Below are 17,128 nucleotides of genomic sequence, written 5' to 3'. Positions count from 1 at the left end.
GTATTAAATCGAAATAATTCCAACTCCTGGAAAATAAAGGCTGATACCTCCCGATAGTCATCGGGGTTTAATAAAAAATAAATATAAACAACTTATGAAACGCACAATTAAAAAAGTTGCAGTGATAGGATCCGGAATTATGGGTTCAGGAATTGCTTGCCATTTTGCCAACATTGGAGTTGAAGTTTTACTTTTGGACATTGTTCCAAGAGAACTGACTGATGCCGAAGCTAAAAAAGGACTTACTTTAGAAAGTAAAATCGTTAGAAACCGCTTGGTAAACGAGCATTTAGCGAATTCCTTGAAATCGAAGCCCTCCCCTATTTACAGTCAAAGTTTTGCTGATCGTATTACAACTGGAAATACTACGGATGACATGGCAAAAATTGCCAATGTAGACTGGATTATCGAGGTTGTCGTAGAACGATTGGATATTAAAAAATTAGTTTTTGAACAAATTGAAAAATTCAGAAAACCAGGAACTTTGGTTACTTCAAACACCTCTGGAATTCCTATTCACTTTATGAGTGAAGGAAGGTCTGACGATTTTCAAAAACACTTCTGCGGAACTCACTTTTTCAACCCTGCGCGTTACTTAAAATTATTTGAAATTATTCCTGGCCCACAAACTTCAACTGAAGTTTTGGACTTCCTTACTATATACGGAGAAAAATTCTTGGGTAAAACTTCGGTTGTTGCCAAGGATACTCCCGCTTTCATTGGAAACCGTGTTGGTATTTATGGAATTCAAAGTTTATTCCATTTGGTTAGAGAATTGGGATTAACCATTGAAGAAGTAGATAAACTAACTGGACCCGTTATTGGCCGACCAAAATCAGCTACTTTCAGAACAGTAGACGTAGTAGGATTAGACACCTTAGTACATGTTGCTAACGGAATCTTCGAAAACTGCCCTAATGACGAACAACATGAGTTGTTTAAATTACCTGATTTCGTCAATAAAATGATGGACAACAAATGGCTGGGTAGTAAAACTGGTCAAGGTTTTTATAAAAAAGAAGGGAAAGAAATCCTGACTTTGGATTTAGACACTTTAGAATATAGAGCGGCTAAAAAAGCATCTTTTGCGACTTTAGAATTAACAAAAACAATCGACAAACCAATTAATCGCTTTAAAGTTCTAGTAAAAGGAAAAGACAAAGCAGGTGAATTTTACCGCAAAAGTTTTGCTGGTATGTTTGCTTATGTTTCGAATAGAATTCCTGAAATCTCAGATGAATTATACAAAATCGATGATGCTATGAAAGCTGGATTCGGTTGGGAAAATGGTCCATTTGAAATTTGGGACGCTATAGGTGTCGAAAAAGGAATCGAAATCATGAAAGCCGAAGGAATTGCTCCTGCTGCTTGGGTAAATGATATGCTAGCTGCCGGAAGCAAAAGCTTCTATTCTATAAAAGAAGGTGCTACTTATTTCTACAATATCCCTACAAAACTACAAACTAAAGTGCCTGGTCAAGATTCATTTATTATCCTGAACAACATTCGCGAAAGCAAAAAAGTATGGAGTAATAGTGGCGCTATAATCCAAGACTTAGGAGATGGAATTTTGAACCTAGAGTTTCAATCTAAAATGAATACTATTGGTGGCGATGTTTTACAAGCTATCAATAAAGCAATTGACTTAGCCGAAAATGAATATCAAGGTCTGGTTATTGGTAATCAAGCAGCAAATTTCTCTGTTGGTGCTAATATCGGAATGATATTTATGATGGCCGTTGAGCAAGAATATGACGAATTGAACATGGCGATCAAAACGTTCCAAGACACGATGATGCGTGTGCGTTACTCTGGAATTCCAGTTGTGGTTGCGCCGCACGGAATGACTTTTGGTGGTGGCTGCGAAATGAGTTTACACGCCGATAAAGTTGTAGCTGCTGCAGAAACTTATATGGGATTGGTTGAATTTGGTGTTGGAGTAATTCCCGGCGGCGGTGGTTCTAAAGAATTAGCATTGCGTGCTTCTGACTTATTTCACAAAAATGATGTCGAATTAAACGTGTTGCAAGAATATTTCTTGACGATCGCTATGGCTAAAGTATCTACTTCTGGATATGAAGCTTTTGATACCGGACTTTTACAAAAAGGAAAAGACATCATCGTAGTAAACAAAGACCGTCAGATTGCGGAAGCCAAAAAACATGCGTTAATTATGGCCGAAGCGGGATACACACAACCGATTCACAGAAAAGATGTTAAGGTTTTAGGAAAACAAGCGTTGGGAATGTTCTTAGTAGGAACTGACCAAATGCAAGCCGGAAAATACATCTCTGAACACGACAAGAAAATCGCTAACAAACTAGCTTATGTAATGGCTGGTGGTGATTTATCTGAACCTACATTGGTCAGTGAACAATATTTATTGGACCTAGAACGTGAGGCTTTCTTGTCACTTTGTACAGAGAGAAAAACATTAGAAAGAATCCAGTTTATGTTAACTAAAGGGAAACCGCTTAGAAATTAGAAAATAGAACAAAGAGAATAGAATTATAGAAGACAGATAATTTTGAGTCTATACTCTCTTCTCTATATTCTCTACTCTTAAAAAAGAAAAAACATGAAAACAGCCTATATAGTAAAAGCATACAGAACAGCCGTGGGGAAAGCCCCAAAAGGAGTGTTTAGATTTAAAAGACCTGATGAATTAGCTGCAGAAACCATCGAATATATGATGAATGAGCTGCCTGATTTTGACAAGACTCGTATTGATGACGTTATGGTGGGAAATGCCATGCCGGAAGCGGAACAAGGATTGAACATAGGTCGTTTGATTTCCTTAATGGGATTAAAAATCGAAGATGTTCCTGGTGTGACGGTAAACCGTTATTGTGCCTCTGGATTAGAAACAATTGGGATGGCTACAGCCAAAATTCAATCAGGAATGGCTGATTGTATCATCGCTGGTGGTGCAGAAAGCATGAGTTTTATTCCAATGGGTGGATACAAACCGACTCCTGATTATGCTGTTGCGAAAGCAGGAAACGAAGACTACTACTGGGGAATGGGACTAACTGCTGAAGCCGTTGCACAGCAATTTAAGGTTTCCAGAGAAGATCAAGATGAGTTTGCTTATCACTCGCACATGAAAGCCTTGAAAGCGCAAGCGGATGGTAAATTTGACAAACAAATTGTTCCAATAACTATTGAGCAAACGTTTATCAATGAGAATGGTAAAAAAGAAACTAAATCATACGTAGTCAATAAAGATGAAGGCCCAAGAGCTGGAACTTCCAAAGAAGCTTTGGCAGGTCTAAGACCTGTTTTTGAAGCTGGTGGAAGTGTAACTGCGGGTAACTCTTCACAAATGAGTGATGGAGCGGCTTTTGTTTTGATCATGAGCGAAGAAATGGTCAAAGAATTAAACTTAGAACCTATCGCAAGATTAGTAAACTTTGCCTCTGCAGGAGTTGAACCAAGAATCATGGGAATTGGCCCAGTAAAAGCGATTCCAAAAGCGCTTAAGCAAGCAGGATTAACGCTGAATGACATTGATTTAATCGAATTAAACGAAGCTTTTGCCTCGCAATCATTAGCCGTTATCCGCGAGTTAGGATTGAATCCTGATATCGTAAACGTAAACGGTGGTGCAATCGCAATGGGACATCCATTAGGTTGTACAGGTGCAAAATTGTCCGTTCAATTATTCGACGAAATGAAACGCCGCGGAAATAAATACGGAGTTGTCAGTATGTGTGTAGGTACAGGTCAAGGAAGTGCTGGGGTTTATGAGCTATTGTAGAGAAGCGTAAAGAGAAGAGAACAAAGAATATAGAATAAAGAGGATAGAACAGAGAGAAAAGAATATTGTTTAAAAAGACAGCGTATGCGCCATAATTATAAGAATTTAAAAATTTGGCAAATAGGCATCGAAATCGCAAATGATGTTTCGGATATACTTCTAGAGATTCCAAAACATGAAAGATTTGATTTGAGTTCTCAATTAAGCAGATGTTCGGTTTCAATTCCTAGTAATATCGCTGAAGGTTCGTCAAGAACTGATAAATCTTTTAGCCACTTTATAGATATCGCTTTAGGTTCTTCATTTGAACTCATTACACAACTAATAGTTGCAAAGCATAAAAATATATCAACGAAGAAAAATTTAATAAACTAGAAACAAAAGTAGAAGAATTTCAAAGAATGACTATGGGTTTTCAAAATGGATCGAAATAATACTGTCGGCAATTCTCACTAATCTATTTTCTATATTCTTTACTCTAAAATCTTTTATCTAAAAAAAAACAAAAAAAATGAGCAACGTAACCAGAGGAGGTCAATTCCTTGTAAAAGAAACCAAGTGTGAAGATGTCTTTACACCAGAAGATTTCAATGAAGAACAATTAATGATGCGTGACTCTGTAAAAGAGTTTGTAGACAAAGAATTATGGCCTAATAAAGCCCGTTTTGAAAAGAAGGACTACACCTTGACTGAAGAAGCAATGCGTAAAGCGGGAGACCTTGGTTTTCTTAGCGTTGCAGTTCCTGAATCCTACGGAGGAATGGGAATGGGATTTGTAAATACGGTTTTGGTTTGTGATTATATTTCAGGAGCAACGGGTTCATTCTCTACTGCTTTTGGCGCACATACAGGAATTGGAACAATGCCAATCACTTTGTATGGTAGTGAAGAACAAAAACAAAAATACGTGCCTAAATTAGCTTCTGGCGAATGGTTTGGCGCTTATTGCCTTACTGAACCGGGTGCAGGATCAGATGCCAATTCAGGAAAAACAAAAGCCGTTTTGTCTGAAGACGGAAAATCATATTCTATTACAGGTCAAAAAATGTGGATTTCGAATGCAGGATTTTGTAGCCTTTTCATCGTTTTCGCTCGTATTGGAGACGATAAAAACATTACTGGTTTCATTGTTGAAAACACGAAAGACAATGGGATTTCAATGGGAGAAGAAGAACACAAATTAGGAATTCGCGCTTCATCTACTCGTCAGGTTTTCTTTAATGAAACAACGATTCCTGTTGAAAACATGTTGTCTGAAAGAGGAAATGGTTTCAAAATTGCCATGAATGCTTTAAATGTTGGTCGTATCAAATTGGCTGCAGCCTGTCTTGACGCACAACGTAGAGTGATTACTAACGCAACTGTCTATGCAAACGAAAGAATCCAGTTTAACACTGCGATTTCACAATTTGGAGCCATTCGTTCAAAATTAGCTGAAATGGCTACTTCTTGTTATGCTGGCGAAAGTGCTACCTATAGAGCCGCAAAAGATATTGAAGACAGAATTACGGCTCGTGAAGCAGAGGGTGCTTCACACCAAGATGCCGAATTAAAAGGTGTTGAGGAATACGCTATCGAATGTTCTGTCCTAAAAGTGGCGGTTTCTGAAGATGTTCAAAATTGTGCCGATGAAGGAATTCAAATCTTTGGTGGAATGGGATTCTCTGAAGATACTCCGATGGAAAGTGCTTGGAGAGATGCTAGAATTGCTCGTATTTATGAAGGGACTAACGAAATCAACAGAATGCTATCTGTAGGAATGTTGATCAAAAAAGCAATGAAAGGACATGTTGATTTATTAGGTCCAGCTTCAAAAGTACAAGAAGACTTAATGGGAATACCTTCTTTTGAAACTCCTGACTACTCTGAGTTATTTGCAGAAGAAAAGGAAATGATTGCTAAATTGAAAAAAGCATTCTTAATGGTTGCTGGTGGAGCTGTTCAAAAATACGGACCAGATTTAGATGCACACCAACAGTTATTAATGGCAGCTTCTGATATTCTTATCGAAATCTACATGGCCGAAAGTACGATCCTAAGAACAGAAAAAACTGCCAAAAAAGAAGGTGAAGACAAAATAGTGGAACAAATTGCAATGGCAAAATTATACTTGTACCAAGCAGTTGATGTTGTAACTCTAAAAGGAAAAGAAAGCATTATCTCTTTTGCTGAAGGCGACGAACAACGTATGATGCTAATGGGCTTGAGACGTTTCACAAAATATACAAATATGCCAAATGTTGTAGGTTTAAGAGAAACTATCACTAAAAAATTAGTGGCAGAAAATGAATATTGCTTTTAAGCAAAAAGGTAGTTTTTAGTTGAACTGGTTTGTTTAAAAAAAACCGCAATCATCAAGATGATTGCGGTTTTTAATTTTATACACATTAGGTTTATTATTGGCGATAGTTGAAAATATTATATTAAACATCACATCTATAAACTCGGAATACAATTTTGTACTATTCTATTTAAAAGGATAGTGGAAAACTAAAAAGTGTAAAGCCAAGTTTGCATTTACTACTTTACAATCCATAAAGGTACTTCAAGATCTTGATTAAAAAGCTCCTCAGTAACACTTCCTACAAGTAGAGAAGAAAAAGTATTTCTGCCTTTATCCCCTACAATAATAAGGTCTACTTTAGAACCTTCCGCTTTGGCACGTAGTTTTTCTGCAATCCCGCTATCTCTTCCTGGAATAATTTCTGAAGTTAACTCCCCTTTGTATTCGATCTTTTTAATAAATTTTTCATACTTTTCCTTCAAATGATTCTCTATCTTCTGATCAAGATGTTCTTTTGGAATGTAGGGCGAAAATTGAATCGGCACATTGTACACATGTACTCCTTTTACTTTAGCCGAAGTGGCAGTCTGTAAATCTTCAGCTACTTCAAAAACTTTTTTGGAGGCACTTGAAAAGTCTGTTCCCGCCCATATATTGCTTATAACTGGCTTCGCATTTTTAGGGATAGAAAGAATGTTACATTTAAGTAGACGCAATAACTTTCCACTAACGACTCCAGTACCCTTAACCTTATTTTTACTTCCTATTAAAGCGAGCTGAATTTCATATTTGTTGACAATATAATTGATTAGAGATTCAGAATAAGGATCTTCTGAAATAAGTACTTCCCACTCTACAGAGGATGTAAATTTTTCTTTAACCTTGTCGTTCAATTCATCTCCTATTATTTCATCCAGATTAACATCCTTTAACTGTTCTTCAAATAATTCTGAAATCTCATATTTTTTGATGTTATGTACAAAGTACACTTTTTCAATATTTAGAGTTTCAGCTATAAATGATGCATACTCAATTAAGGTGTTATCAATATCTGAGAGGTCTAAAGCGACCATAATATTTTTTATTTCAGTCATTATTAGGTTTATTTAATATTGTTTTGCTGATTAACATTTTGTTTTTTAACGATTTCAGAAACTATTTCCTCGTAATTTTCAAGATCTTTTTGTGATTCTCTCTTATTTAGTTTCTTCAAGTCTTCGTTTAAACCTTTGTAAAGTGAAAAGCACATGACTATCAAAATTACAGCAAAAGGTAATCCAGTTACTATAGTAGCTGTTTGAAGAGCTTGTAATCCGCCGCCCAGTAAAAGAACCGCTGCTACACCACCTTCGGTGAGAGCCCAAAAGATTCTTTGACCTACTGGCGCATCTATTTTACCTCCAGAAGTTAAATTATCAACTACCAAAGATCCTGAATCTGAAGAGGTAATAAAGAATCCTGCAATCAAAACAATAGCTATAATGTTAAGAATAAATGCAAAAGGATAATCCTCCAAAAACACAAAGAGAGCAGTTGCGACATTGTCATTCACTGCATTTGCAATAGTATCGTCTCCGAGAAGCGTCATATGTAATGCTGTACTTCCAAAAGCTGATATCCAGAAAAAAGTTACAAGGGAAGGTACTAATAAGACTCCCAAGATAAACTCGCGCACAGTACGCCCTTTAGAAATACGGGCGATAAACATTCCCACAAAAGGAGACCAGGCAATCCACCATCCCCAATAAAAAATAGTCCACGCGTTTTGCCAATTAGACCCAGTGTAACTTTCTGTCCAGGTTCCGATTTCCAAAACACTGGAAAAATAGCTCCCTGTATTTTGTACAAAAGATTTAAATATAAAGATTGTTGGTCCGAGTACAACAACTATCCCAAGAAATAGAACTGCTATTCTCATATTCCATTCACTCAAAACTCGTACCCCTTTATCCACTCCTAAAACAACTGATATGGTCGCAATTGAAGTGATTCCAGCAATTAGAAGGATTTGAGTTTGTACACCACTATCTATGCCAAAGAGATGATTTAATCCAGCCGCAATTTGTTGCACTCCCATACCTAAGGAAGTAGCAAGGCCGAATAATGTGGCAATTACAGCGAAAATATCGATGGCATCTCCAATTTTTCCGTAGATTCTGTCTCCTAAATAAGGATAAAAAATCGATCTGATCGTAAGTGGAAGTCCACGAGAATAAGTGAAATACGCCAGTGACAACCCTACCAATGCATAAACTGCCCAGGCGTGAAAACCCCAATGCAAAAAGGTGTATTTCATAGCTTCCTTAGCCGCTTCTGCAGTTCCCCCCTCTGCCATTGGAGGACTTAAAAAATGATAAACCGGTTCTGAAATACTCCAGAACAACAGTCCAATACCCATCCCCGCACTAAATAGCATCGCAAACCAAGAAATGGTTTTAAATTCAGGTTTGGCGCTTTGTCCTCCAATCCTTAAATGACCAAATTTACTGAAGGCAAGATAAATCATAAATATTAGAAAAACATTTACGCTCAATATAAAAAACCAGCCCGCCTTATTTGCAACATAATTTTGTGTAGCTGTAAAAACTTGTTCTGCCCCTTCTTTAAAAATAAGGGTTAACGCAATTATTATGATAATGATAATAGCCGATGTGAAGAACACAGGACCATTAACTTCTAATCCAAAAATGGATTTCTTCTCATCGCTTCTTATGATTTTCTTAGCCATAAAGCATGTTGTTTTTAATGTAGTTTAATTTCTCTGAAAATTTGAAGCTCGTCGTATTATATATAAACTCTAAAAATAGTATCCAACATTAACGTTAAACCTTGCTTCCCATTTGGCATCCGGATTTCCTTGAGCAAAATCGTCAACAAAATTACCACCTAACCAAGAATGATTGTATCCCGCAGCATAATCAATGTACGTATATACATTTCCAGCAGAGATTAAAAATCCTGTGGTATTCATGTACGAATCAGTAAATCCAGCAGCTTTTTTCTCCATAAAACCGAAGTCATTGTAAAACTGTAAATTTGTAACAGGCCCCCATTCTACGGGAACATTTCTAGATATACCCAAGGTATACATATTGAAGTCAGAAGCTACTTCATACGGAAATCCGTATGCCGCCATTGAAACTACATCCCTAGATTCTCCTGAGGCATTCTCTGGATTATTGAAAGCAGTAATAAATTGGGCTTTAACATTCCATTTCCCTCTGTTTAATTCGTAATGCACGGCAAAAGCAGAGTGATTCCCCATTTCTTCGGTATCAAGATTATAAAGTCCGCCATATTCTACTGAAGCACCTAATCTACTTGCAGATTCTTTTCCGAATTTGTAGATGATTTTTCCGTTAAATTGATTTACCTCTTTGTTTCTACCTGCGATGTCGTAAGAATATCTATTAGGTGAAATTTCGGAATTGCTACCAAATCTCAATTCTTCTGCATTTTTAAAAAATGCTAATTGATATTCAAATTTCTCTCCTGTGTGCATGTATTTAAAACCCATATCATGGTCATCTTCAAGCCCAACATAGTAAGTCATGTTGAAGAACCAGTTGTGAGAATTGTATTGTTGAATACCAAAAGGAACCTGAGTTAAACCCAATTGGATTTGATCTTGTTCATTAAGATTGTAACCTAACCAGCCTTGCTTTAGCATTCCACCCCCAAAACCTGGAGAATACAATCTATATTCTGCATTCATAAGTATTCCCTTGTAAGCACCCTTAGCATTGACTCTGAAGACATCGTATCCAAAATCTCCACCTCGTTTTTTCTGACCGTCTTTCCAGGAGGACATATTATAGTTGAAACGCAATGCCCCACCAATTTTAATTTCTGGTTTGTCTTGAGCCATTGCCGGAGACGTCAGTAGCAAGCCTAAAAATACAAGGCATAAAGTTTTTACGAATTGTAATTGCGTAATTTTTTTTAACATGTAGTGATTCTAAAATTAATAAATTGTAAATAAAAAAATCGCGAAAATTCTTATATAATTGTTTCTACAGAAGTACGGCAGTAAATTTTATTAATCTCTAACAATGCCTCTTTTGTAAATACATCTAAAAAAAAACATCGCTCATACTATAGCAGAATACCACAGTACGTATTTCAAAAAAAGAAACTTAAATAAGTAAATGATTAAAGATTTTTAATCAATATCAAACTGCTTGATCAGAACAAGTCTTAAAAAAGTAAAATATCTGGAGGGCAAAAGTAAGCAAAAAAGAAGGTTAACCCACTATAAATCAGGAATCAGATTTATTTAAGAGAATGTCACAACAATAAGAACCAAAGATTGACGTATGTATATTTATACTGCTAATTAAACTCATTATAAAAGATGAAAAAACTAAACTAAATCAATTTTCACAACTATTGCAAGAGAACAATTTAACATAATTTGTTATATCCAGTTAAAATCTGACTTAATTAGTCATGTGATGATACAAAGAAATTGAATCACTATTTTATTATTACTCTTTTATTAAAACCGAGCTTCCTAAACACCATATTTACTTTGTAAGATAATGCTAATAAATATTTAACCTACAATTACATATATGATCCTATATTTATATGTAAGTTTATATAATATTAATATAAACACCTAACATTATGAAAAAAATAATATTTTCGACTGCAGTAATCATTTCAGTTCTTATTGGTTGTAAAACAAATAGCACCTCTAATGACTCAAAAAAACTAGTAATTACTTTTGAACCCAAAAGCAATAGCAATGTTTCTGGTACTGCAACTTTTATCGAAAAAAATGGTAAAGTTAGTTTTGTTGCGAAATTAGCGGGCTTAGAGCCGGGCGTTCACGCTATTCACATCCATGAGAAATCAGATTGCTCTGCTGCAGATGGAAGCTCTGCTGGAGGACATTGGAACCCCACTTTTAAAAAACATGGTAAATGGGGCGTTGGAGAACACCATAAAGGAGATATTGGTAACTTTACCGCTGATGCTAGCGGAAACGGAACCATTACTTTGACAACTGATGAATGGGATATGGGCTCTGGAGATCCTACAAAAGATATTCTAGGAAAAGGATTAATAGTCCATAAAGGTACTGATGATTTTGTTTCACAGCCGTCTGGTGATGCTGGAGCAAGAGTCGCATGTTCAGCCATCATCCGATAAGTAACCTAATACAAAATAACCTTCTCTTATAGTAACAGAGAAGGTTGTTTTTTTAATGTTTAAACGTAAAGAAAATAACATAGCTTTGCGGCTTCAATACAGAACCATGATTAACCCTTCGGCAACAGGTTGGATAGACAAATATTTTCTTAAACAAAAACTGACAGAACAAGCTATATATAAAAGTCCCGAATTGTTTTATCAGAATATAAGAAAAACAGGCTTTATATATGGTCATATTGTTTCATTTGAAACAGTTGTTCCTATAGTACCGAAAGACTGGGGTCAAAATGACATCCCAAAAGTTGCATTACTCAATAGCTTACATGCCATTTATGGACTCACAACTCAGGAATCTGATTCTACTAGTTTTATATCAAAAACCTTAGCCTTTTATGACGAAATGAATCCCCAAGGGTTTAACTTGTTTAAAAAAGTACTACCCAATGGTTCCCCTTCTCTAAATTTAGAAAAAATAATTGATGAGAGGGTTCAAACCAATATCGATATTATCAGTAAAAACTTTTCGCATATAGTAACAAATGCACTGCTATTTATTGATGTTTTGGCCTTTCGACAATATTTGATACATGGAGTTATTCCCGAAAAATACTTGAAAAAAATTGAAGAGGCAGTTATAAGTATTGTTTCACTCGCCTTAAAAACGAAAACTAACAAGTCTAATTATGATGATTTATTAATTAAACTGTTTGAAGCATCAGTTCGCTACAGCAAGTTTTCAAAAATAAACACCCAAAATCTTGAAGAGCTGGATTTAAGCTATTTCAATTCAGAATTGGAAAAATTTTATTTAATTGACATGGCAGGAATGGCACTATGGAGTGACGGGAAAATTGAAAATGAAGAAGCCTACTTTTTACATAAATTAGCTGAACTAATATCAGTTCCCGACGATTTTGTATCAACAAGCATAAAAAGTACCGATGACTTTATAACAAAGTATAAAAAAGACATCTCCTACTTTAATTACTCTAATCCCGTTAAACATTTCTACGATCAGGCGACACAAAGCGTAATCATATTAATTAGACGGAATAAAAATAGATTAGTTAAAGAAATCATTCAAAGTAAAGAGTTGATGATTTTATTAGCTATTTCAACACGACGAGATTTAGATGAAAAGGAAAAGAAAAAGGTCAAAAATCAATTACTGGATATTTGTAAATCTGTCCCTTCACTAACTATTTTCCTATTGCCAGGCGGCAGCCTATTATTACCCATACTGATAAAGTTCATCCCAAAGATGTTGCCCTCAGCTTTTAATGAAAACCTTTATGATAATGAATAAAAAAATCGCCCTTAGGCGATTTTTTTCTTTTTTATAAATTTAACTGATAAACTTCATCTAATTCTACGTTAGAACTGAAATTGACATTCAAATCAGTAACAAATCCTGAATTTAATCCATACACCCAGCCGTGCAAACTTAATTCCTGACCATTTTTCCAAGCTGCTTGTACTATTGAAGTTTTTGATAAATCGTAAACTTGTTCTTTTACATTGATTTCAACAAAAGCATTGAAGCGTTCTGTTTCGTCATCAATCATGTCCAGATACTGATTATGTAGTCGGTACACGTCTTTAATGTGCCTAATCCAGTTATCAATAATCCCTATTGATTGATTGCCCATTGCAGCTTTTACGCCTCCACAACCATAATGACCACAAACGATGACGTGCTTTACTTTCAACACATTTACTGCATAATCCAAGACACTCAACATATTCATGTCCGAGTGTACTACCATGTTGGCGATATTTCTGTGGACAAAAACTTCACCAGGTTTAGCACCAATGATTTCATTTGCGGGAACACGGCTATCAGAACAACCAATCCATAATAATGGCGGCGTTTGTCCCTTGGCCAGCTCCTCGAAAAAATTAGGGTCTTTGGCTAAAGCACTTTCAACCCATTCCTTATTATTATCTAATATTTTTTTATAAAAATCACTCATTTTCTTATGTTTTAAATATTCTATTCTATGTCTTATTCAAAAGCAATGTAAAGAAAAATCTTTTTTAGCTCTGAATTACATCGAGATCCAATTTTTTTAAAATTAATCATCAAATTTTTCTTTGACAACTTCTTTTTTAACCATCACCCTTTTCGCAACGTCGTAATAATGTTCAAAAGAAACATGGTTTTCAACATCAGGACTATTGACAAGATCATAGGCGTTTTTAAATCCTTTAAGTTTTACCTTTATATTTTCATTGATTGCTCTGGTTTCCTTAAATTCCCTTATTAAATCCAAGACATCGTGAGCGATATAGACAGTGTCCAGCGCATTTATTACTACTTTGGAATTTTCAGGAATTGCGTTAAGCGTACTTTTTATAGCTGCCTTATTCAAAAAAGAGACTTCCTGAGCTAAATCGATATGAATGATATCTCCATCAATATATTCTTCTTTTTTAAAACTATAGGCCCTTTGAAGATTTCCTTTAAGAACAAAAATTATACTAATTATAATTCCCAGCGCAACACCTTTCAATAAATCCATAAATACAACAGCTAATAAAGTGGCAATAAAAGGGACAAACTGGTACTTTCCTTTCTTCCAAAAATGTTTAAATGTTGCCGGTTTTGCCAATTTATATCCCACTACAAGTAAAATTGCAGCTAACGTAGCCAATGGAATTTTATTCAGTATAAAAGGAATAGCCAGAACACTGATCAATAATAAAACTCCATGGATTATAGCAGACATTTTAGATTTCGCACCTGCACTTGCATTTGCTGAAGACCTAACAATTACTGAAGTTAATGGTAAACCTCCTAATAATGAACTTATAACATTTCCAACTCCCTGCGCTTTCAACTCAATATTAGTGTTTGTGTAACGCCTTTGCACATCCATCCTATCTGCAGCTTCTATACTTAGAAGAGTTTCAATAGAGGCAACGATAGCAATGGTCATCCCTACAACCCACACTTGAGGATTTAGAATGCCAGCAAAATTGGGCGTCACAATTATTGATTTAAATTCTTCTAAAGATGTTGGAACTGGTAAAGAAACTAAATGTTCTTCTGCTATAGCCAATGAACTGCCAGAAGCGATGAAAACTTCATTCAAAACAAGGCCCAACACCACTGCCACGAGCGCCCCAGGAACCAATTTTAATTTTTTAAGAAAAGGAAACTTATCCCATGAAATTAGTATTACCAATGATATAGTTGTTACTAGTATTGAACCCAATTGAATATGATCAAAAATACCTAACAATGAAGAAAAGGTATTTGTTCCATCAGCCTGCAAAAAAGAAAGATCCCCTTCAAAATCATTATCATAACCAAATGCATGAGGCAATTGCTTCATTACTATTATGATCCCGATTCCAGCTAACATTCCTTCAATAACATTTGTGGGGAAAAAATTAGAAATACTTCCGGCTTTAACAAACCCTAATATCACTTGCAATAAACCAGCAATAAAAACGGCAGTTAAAAAGATGTCAAATGCACCTAAATCACTTATAGCAGTCAAAACAATTGCTGTCAAACCCGCTGCAGGACCTGCGACACTTATGTGAGATGTACTTAAATACCCTACTACGATTCCGCCTACAACTCCAGAAATAATTCCTGAAAACAAAGGTGCTCCTGAGGCCATTGCAATTCCTAAACATAGAGGTAGCGCCACCAAAAAAACAACTAAACCAGAAGCAAAATCTGATTTGAGGTTAGCGAAAAGATTGATTTTTTTTGTCATAATTCAATAATAATTTATTCATAAACGTTTTCCACATTAAAAAAATGCAGACTATTGTTTTGTTCTGAAAAATAAAAACATGTATTATGTAAAATCTGGCGGAGGGGAAAATATACTGGTAGTAATCTTATCATGTTTAGATAAGTTTTCATAAAGTATAAGGCCTGATTTATTGGCTTTGCCAATTAGAAATCCGGATTGAATTCCTTCGTAGTAAGTAAAAACTTTGATTTCCTTTTGAACACTCTCTTTTTCTGACTCACTAAAGAACATAGATGTATCACACGACTTCTCTGCCATCTTCACAATTGTGGGTGTAGCTAGAAAAGCTATAAATAAAAATAAAAATATGCTAGCTATTAGTTTCATCAAGGCGAAAATATGATTTAAGATCTGAATCTAAAAAAAATACTTAAAAATTTCATAAAAAATTAACATTCATAAAAAAACCAAAATAGTAGTAGACTAGTATTTTGGTTTAATTATTTAGCTTGATTCGAAATCAATTACTCTTCAAGCCAAGCCTGCATCATCCACAAGGTTTTTTCCTGCTCAACTATAAAGTCACTCATCATGGAGTTTGTTCCTTCATCATTTATTGCCGCTGATTTATTAAGAATCTCTCTTTCAATTCCTAACAGATCAGACAATGAACTGACAACCAACTGAATGGCTCTTTCATCATTTGAAATATTCTTACCCACTTCTAATTTATTGTTTTTGATGTAATCCTCAAAAGTATGCAGAGGTGTACCCCCTAACGTAAGAACACGCTCAGCAATCATATCTACTTTTAATTGCGAATCGTTGTAGAGCTCTTCAAACTTTACATGTAAGTCAAAAAAACGTTTCCCTCTAATGTTCCAATGAATCCCTCTCAGGTTTTGGTAGTACACTTGATAGTTAGATAACAGAGAGTTTAATTCCGTTACTATTAATTCTGATTCTTGAACTGGTAAACCTAAAATATTTGTTTTCATGTTTTATGTTTTGTGTTATTAGCGAATTTAAGGAATAAAAGGGGGAAAGACACTATAAACCTAATTGATTGTTTTTATATTTGTATCATAATATACAATACATGACAATCACTCAACTAAAATATGTGTTAGCTGTTGCAGAACATAAAAACTTCACATTGGCAGCAGAAAAATGTTTTGTTACTCAACCCACCCTGAGTATGCAGATCCAGAAAATTGAAGAAGAATTAAATATTCTCATTTTTGATAGGTCAAAAAAGCCAATTCAACTAACCGATATTGGGCAAAAAATAGTGAATCAAGCCAAGAACATTGTAAATGAAGCTGGACGGATACAAGATATCGTTGAGCAACAGAAAGGGTTCGTTGGCGGGGAATTTAGATTGGGAATCATCCCGACGATTATGCCTACTTTACTGCCGATGTTTTTAAATAATTTTATTAAAAAATATCCAAAAGTAAAACTCATCATTGAAGAGCTGAATACCGTGGAAATAATCACTAAACTGAATAATGGCCATCTAGACGCTGCAATAGCATCTACTCCGCTGATGGAAGAAAAAATCAAAGAAGTTGTTTTGTATTTTGAACCATTTGTTGCTTACATACCCGAAGGTCACCGTGATTTTCACAAGGAGGAAATTGAAGTAGCCGATCTAAACCTCGACGAAATCCTTTTACTTCAAGACGGACATTGTTTTAGAGATGGAATTTTGAATTTGTGCAAAAACAATCCGAAAAATGACTTTAATCATTTTAAAATAGAAAGCGGAAGTTTTGAAACTTTAATAAAACTTGCTGATGAAGGACTAGGCACAACTTTATTGCCTTATCTACATACATTAGATTTAAAGGAAGTGGATAAATTAAAATTAAGAAACTTTAAAGAACCTAGACCTGCTCGAGAAGTGAGTTTAATATTTCCTAAAAGTGAATTAAAAATTCAAATAATTGACGCGCTTAGGAGTACTATAGCAGGAGTTATAAAGGGAGCGATTGTTTTTCAAAATGTACAGATCGTAAGTCCAATCCAGAAGAAATAAAAATTAATCTATTCTGGATTATCGATAAACTGCAGAAATACATTTTTTTAATTCTGGCTTGCTCTCAGTATAAAACCTCAGCCAATTTTTCAAATGCTCAATCTCATAAGGCAATAAGTTTTTCATGGCTTTTTTTAATACTTTACTAAACAAGTCAGGACTAAAGCTTA

General features: G+C 35.1%; 13 protein-coding genes and 1 pseudogene. 7 read left to right on the top strand and 7 right to left on the bottom strand.

Annotated elements, in window-relative coordinates:
* The first annotated feature begins 94 nt into the window (after window positions 1-94).
* From ACEN2H_RS00820 to ACEN2H_RS00805, 4 genes and pseudogenes are all read left to right on the top strand, one after another.
* Complete coding sequence (locus ACEN2H_RS00820) at window positions 95-2,485, top strand: 3-hydroxyacyl-CoA dehydrogenase NAD-binding domain-containing protein (protein ID WP_441729581.1); 2,391 nt, start codon at window positions 95-97, stop codon at window positions 2,483-2,485.
* Window positions 2,486-2,578: 93 nt separating this feature from the next.
* The gene (locus ACEN2H_RS00815) at window positions 2,579-3,760 is read left to right on the top strand and encodes an acetyl-CoA C-acyltransferase (RefSeq protein ID WP_441729580.1); all 1,182 of its coding nucleotides are present in this window, start codon (window positions 2,579-2,581) and stop codon (window positions 3,758-3,760) included.
* Window positions 3,761-3,844: 84 nt separating this feature from the next.
* Window positions 3,845-4,194: pseudogene (locus tag ACEN2H_RS00810) on the top strand (four helix bundle protein).
* Between the two features lie 77 nt (window positions 4,195-4,271).
* Window positions 4,272-6,062, top strand: a complete 1,791-nt coding sequence (locus tag ACEN2H_RS00805; RefSeq protein ID WP_441729578.1) for an acyl-CoA dehydrogenase family protein — start codon at window positions 4,272-4,274, stop codon at window positions 6,060-6,062.
* A 218-nt stretch (window positions 6,063-6,280) separates the two neighbouring features.
* Here the strand turns inward: ACEN2H_RS00805 and ACEN2H_RS00800 are convergent, their stop codons facing one another.
* The 3 genes from ACEN2H_RS00800 to ACEN2H_RS00790 form a co-directional block, all read right to left on the bottom strand.
* Window positions 6,281-7,138: a universal stress protein gene (locus tag ACEN2H_RS00800; protein ID WP_441729577.1), complete on the bottom strand. Its 858-nt coding sequence runs from the start codon at window positions 7,136-7,138 to the stop codon at window positions 6,281-6,283.
* 8 nt (window positions 7,139-7,146) lie between these two features.
* Window positions 7,147-8,772, bottom strand: a complete 1,626-nt coding sequence (locus ACEN2H_RS00795) for a BCCT family transporter (RefSeq protein ID WP_441729576.1) — start codon at window positions 8,770-8,772, stop codon at window positions 7,147-7,149.
* 69 nt (window positions 8,773-8,841) lie between these two features.
* Window positions 8,842-9,993: a hypothetical protein gene (locus ACEN2H_RS00790; RefSeq protein ID WP_441729575.1), complete on the bottom strand. Its 1,152-nt coding sequence runs from the start codon at window positions 9,991-9,993 to the stop codon at window positions 8,842-8,844.
* Between the two features lie 680 nt (window positions 9,994-10,673).
* Here ACEN2H_RS00790 and ACEN2H_RS00785 point away from each other — a divergent pair.
* Both ACEN2H_RS00785 and ACEN2H_RS00780 read left to right on the top strand, forming a co-directional pair.
* A complete protein-coding gene (locus ACEN2H_RS00785; protein WP_441729574.1) occupies window positions 10,674-11,201 on the top strand; it encodes a superoxide dismutase family protein in 528 nt (175 codons plus the stop codon).
* 106 nt (window positions 11,202-11,307) lie between these two features.
* A complete protein-coding gene (locus ACEN2H_RS00780; protein ID WP_441729573.1) occupies window positions 11,308-12,510 on the top strand; it encodes an LETM1-related biofilm-associated protein in 1,203 nt (400 codons plus the stop codon).
* 31 nt (window positions 12,511-12,541) lie between these two features.
* Here ACEN2H_RS00780 and can read toward each other — a convergent pair whose 3' ends face one another.
* The 4 genes from can to ACEN2H_RS00760 form a co-directional block, all read right to left on the bottom strand.
* Window positions 12,542-13,177, bottom strand: coding sequence for a carbonate dehydratase (gene can / locus ACEN2H_RS00775; protein WP_441729572.1), 636 nt, complete (start codon window positions 13,175-13,177; stop codon window positions 12,542-12,544).
* A 102-nt stretch (window positions 13,178-13,279) separates the two neighbouring features.
* The gene (locus ACEN2H_RS00770) at window positions 13,280-14,935 is read right to left on the bottom strand and encodes a SulP family inorganic anion transporter (RefSeq protein ID WP_441729571.1); all 1,656 of its coding nucleotides are present in this window, start codon (window positions 14,933-14,935) and stop codon (window positions 13,280-13,282) included.
* An 84-nt stretch (window positions 14,936-15,019) separates the two neighbouring features.
* Window positions 15,020-15,235 carry a hypothetical protein gene (locus tag ACEN2H_RS00765; protein WP_441729570.1) on the bottom strand — a complete coding sequence of 72 codons (216 nt, stop codon included), beginning with the start codon at window positions 15,233-15,235 and terminating at the stop codon, window positions 15,020-15,022.
* Between the two features lie 206 nt (window positions 15,236-15,441).
* On the bottom strand, window positions 15,442-15,915 hold the full coding sequence (locus ACEN2H_RS00760; RefSeq protein WP_441729569.1) for a Dps family protein: 474 nt from the start codon (window positions 15,913-15,915) through the stop codon (window positions 15,442-15,444).
* Between the two features lie 101 nt (window positions 15,916-16,016).
* Here ACEN2H_RS00760 and ACEN2H_RS00755 point away from each other — a divergent pair, with 101 nt between their 5' ends.
* Window positions 16,017-16,958, top strand: a complete 942-nt coding sequence (locus ACEN2H_RS00755; RefSeq protein ID WP_441729568.1) for a hydrogen peroxide-inducible genes activator — start codon at window positions 16,017-16,019, stop codon at window positions 16,956-16,958.
* The last annotated feature ends 170 nt before the right edge of the window (window positions 16,959-17,128 follow it).

It is taken from the genome of Flavobacterium sp. W22_SRS_FP1, assembly GCF_052113685.1.
In the GTDB taxonomy this organism is placed as follows: Bacteria; Bacteroidota; Bacteroidia; order Flavobacteriales; family Flavobacteriaceae; genus Flavobacterium.
The sequence above is the reverse complement of the archived record's forward strand: the minus strand, read 5'-3'. Positions and strand labels throughout refer to the sequence as shown.

Coding starts and splice junctions, on each gene's coding strand:
- ACEN2H_RS00800 (WP_441729577.1), bottom strand. CDS start 7,138: ATGACTGAAATAAAAAATATTATGGTCGCTTTAGACCTCTCAGATATT.
- ACEN2H_RS00765 (WP_441729570.1), bottom strand. CDS start 15,235: ATGGCAGAGAAGTCGTGTGATACATCTATGTTCTTTAGTGAGTCAGAA.
- ACEN2H_RS00795 (WP_441729576.1), bottom strand. CDS start 8,772: ATGGCTAAGAAAATCATAAGAAGCGATGAGAAGAAATCCATTTTTGGA.
- can (WP_441729572.1), bottom strand. CDS start 13,177: ATGAGTGATTTTTATAAAAAAATATTAGATAATAATAAGGAATGGGTT.
- ACEN2H_RS00805 (WP_441729578.1), top strand. CDS start 4,272: ATGAGCAACGTAACCAGAGGAGGTCAATTCCTTGTAAAAGAAACCAAG.
- ACEN2H_RS00780 (WP_441729573.1), top strand. CDS start 11,308: ATGATTAACCCTTCGGCAACAGGTTGGATAGACAAATATTTTCTTAAA.
- ACEN2H_RS00770 (WP_441729571.1), bottom strand. CDS start 14,935: ATGACAAAAAAAATCAATCTTTTCGCTAACCTCAAATCAGATTTTGCT.
- ACEN2H_RS00785 (WP_441729574.1), top strand. CDS start 10,674: ATGAAAAAAATAATATTTTCGACTGCAGTAATCATTTCAGTTCTTATT.
- ACEN2H_RS00815 (WP_441729580.1), top strand. CDS start 2,579: ATGAAAACAGCCTATATAGTAAAAGCATACAGAACAGCCGTGGGGAAA.
- ACEN2H_RS00760 (WP_441729569.1), bottom strand. CDS start 15,915: ATGAAAACAAATATTTTAGGTTTACCAGTTCAAGAATCAGAATTAATA.
- ACEN2H_RS00820 (WP_441729581.1), top strand. CDS start 95: ATGAAACGCACAATTAAAAAAGTTGCAGTGATAGGATCCGGAATTATG.
- ACEN2H_RS00755 (WP_441729568.1), top strand. CDS start 16,017: ATGACAATCACTCAACTAAAATATGTGTTAGCTGTTGCAGAACATAAA.
- ACEN2H_RS00790 (WP_441729575.1), bottom strand. CDS start 9,993: ATGTTAAAAAAAATTACGCAATTACAATTCGTAAAAACTTTATGCCTT.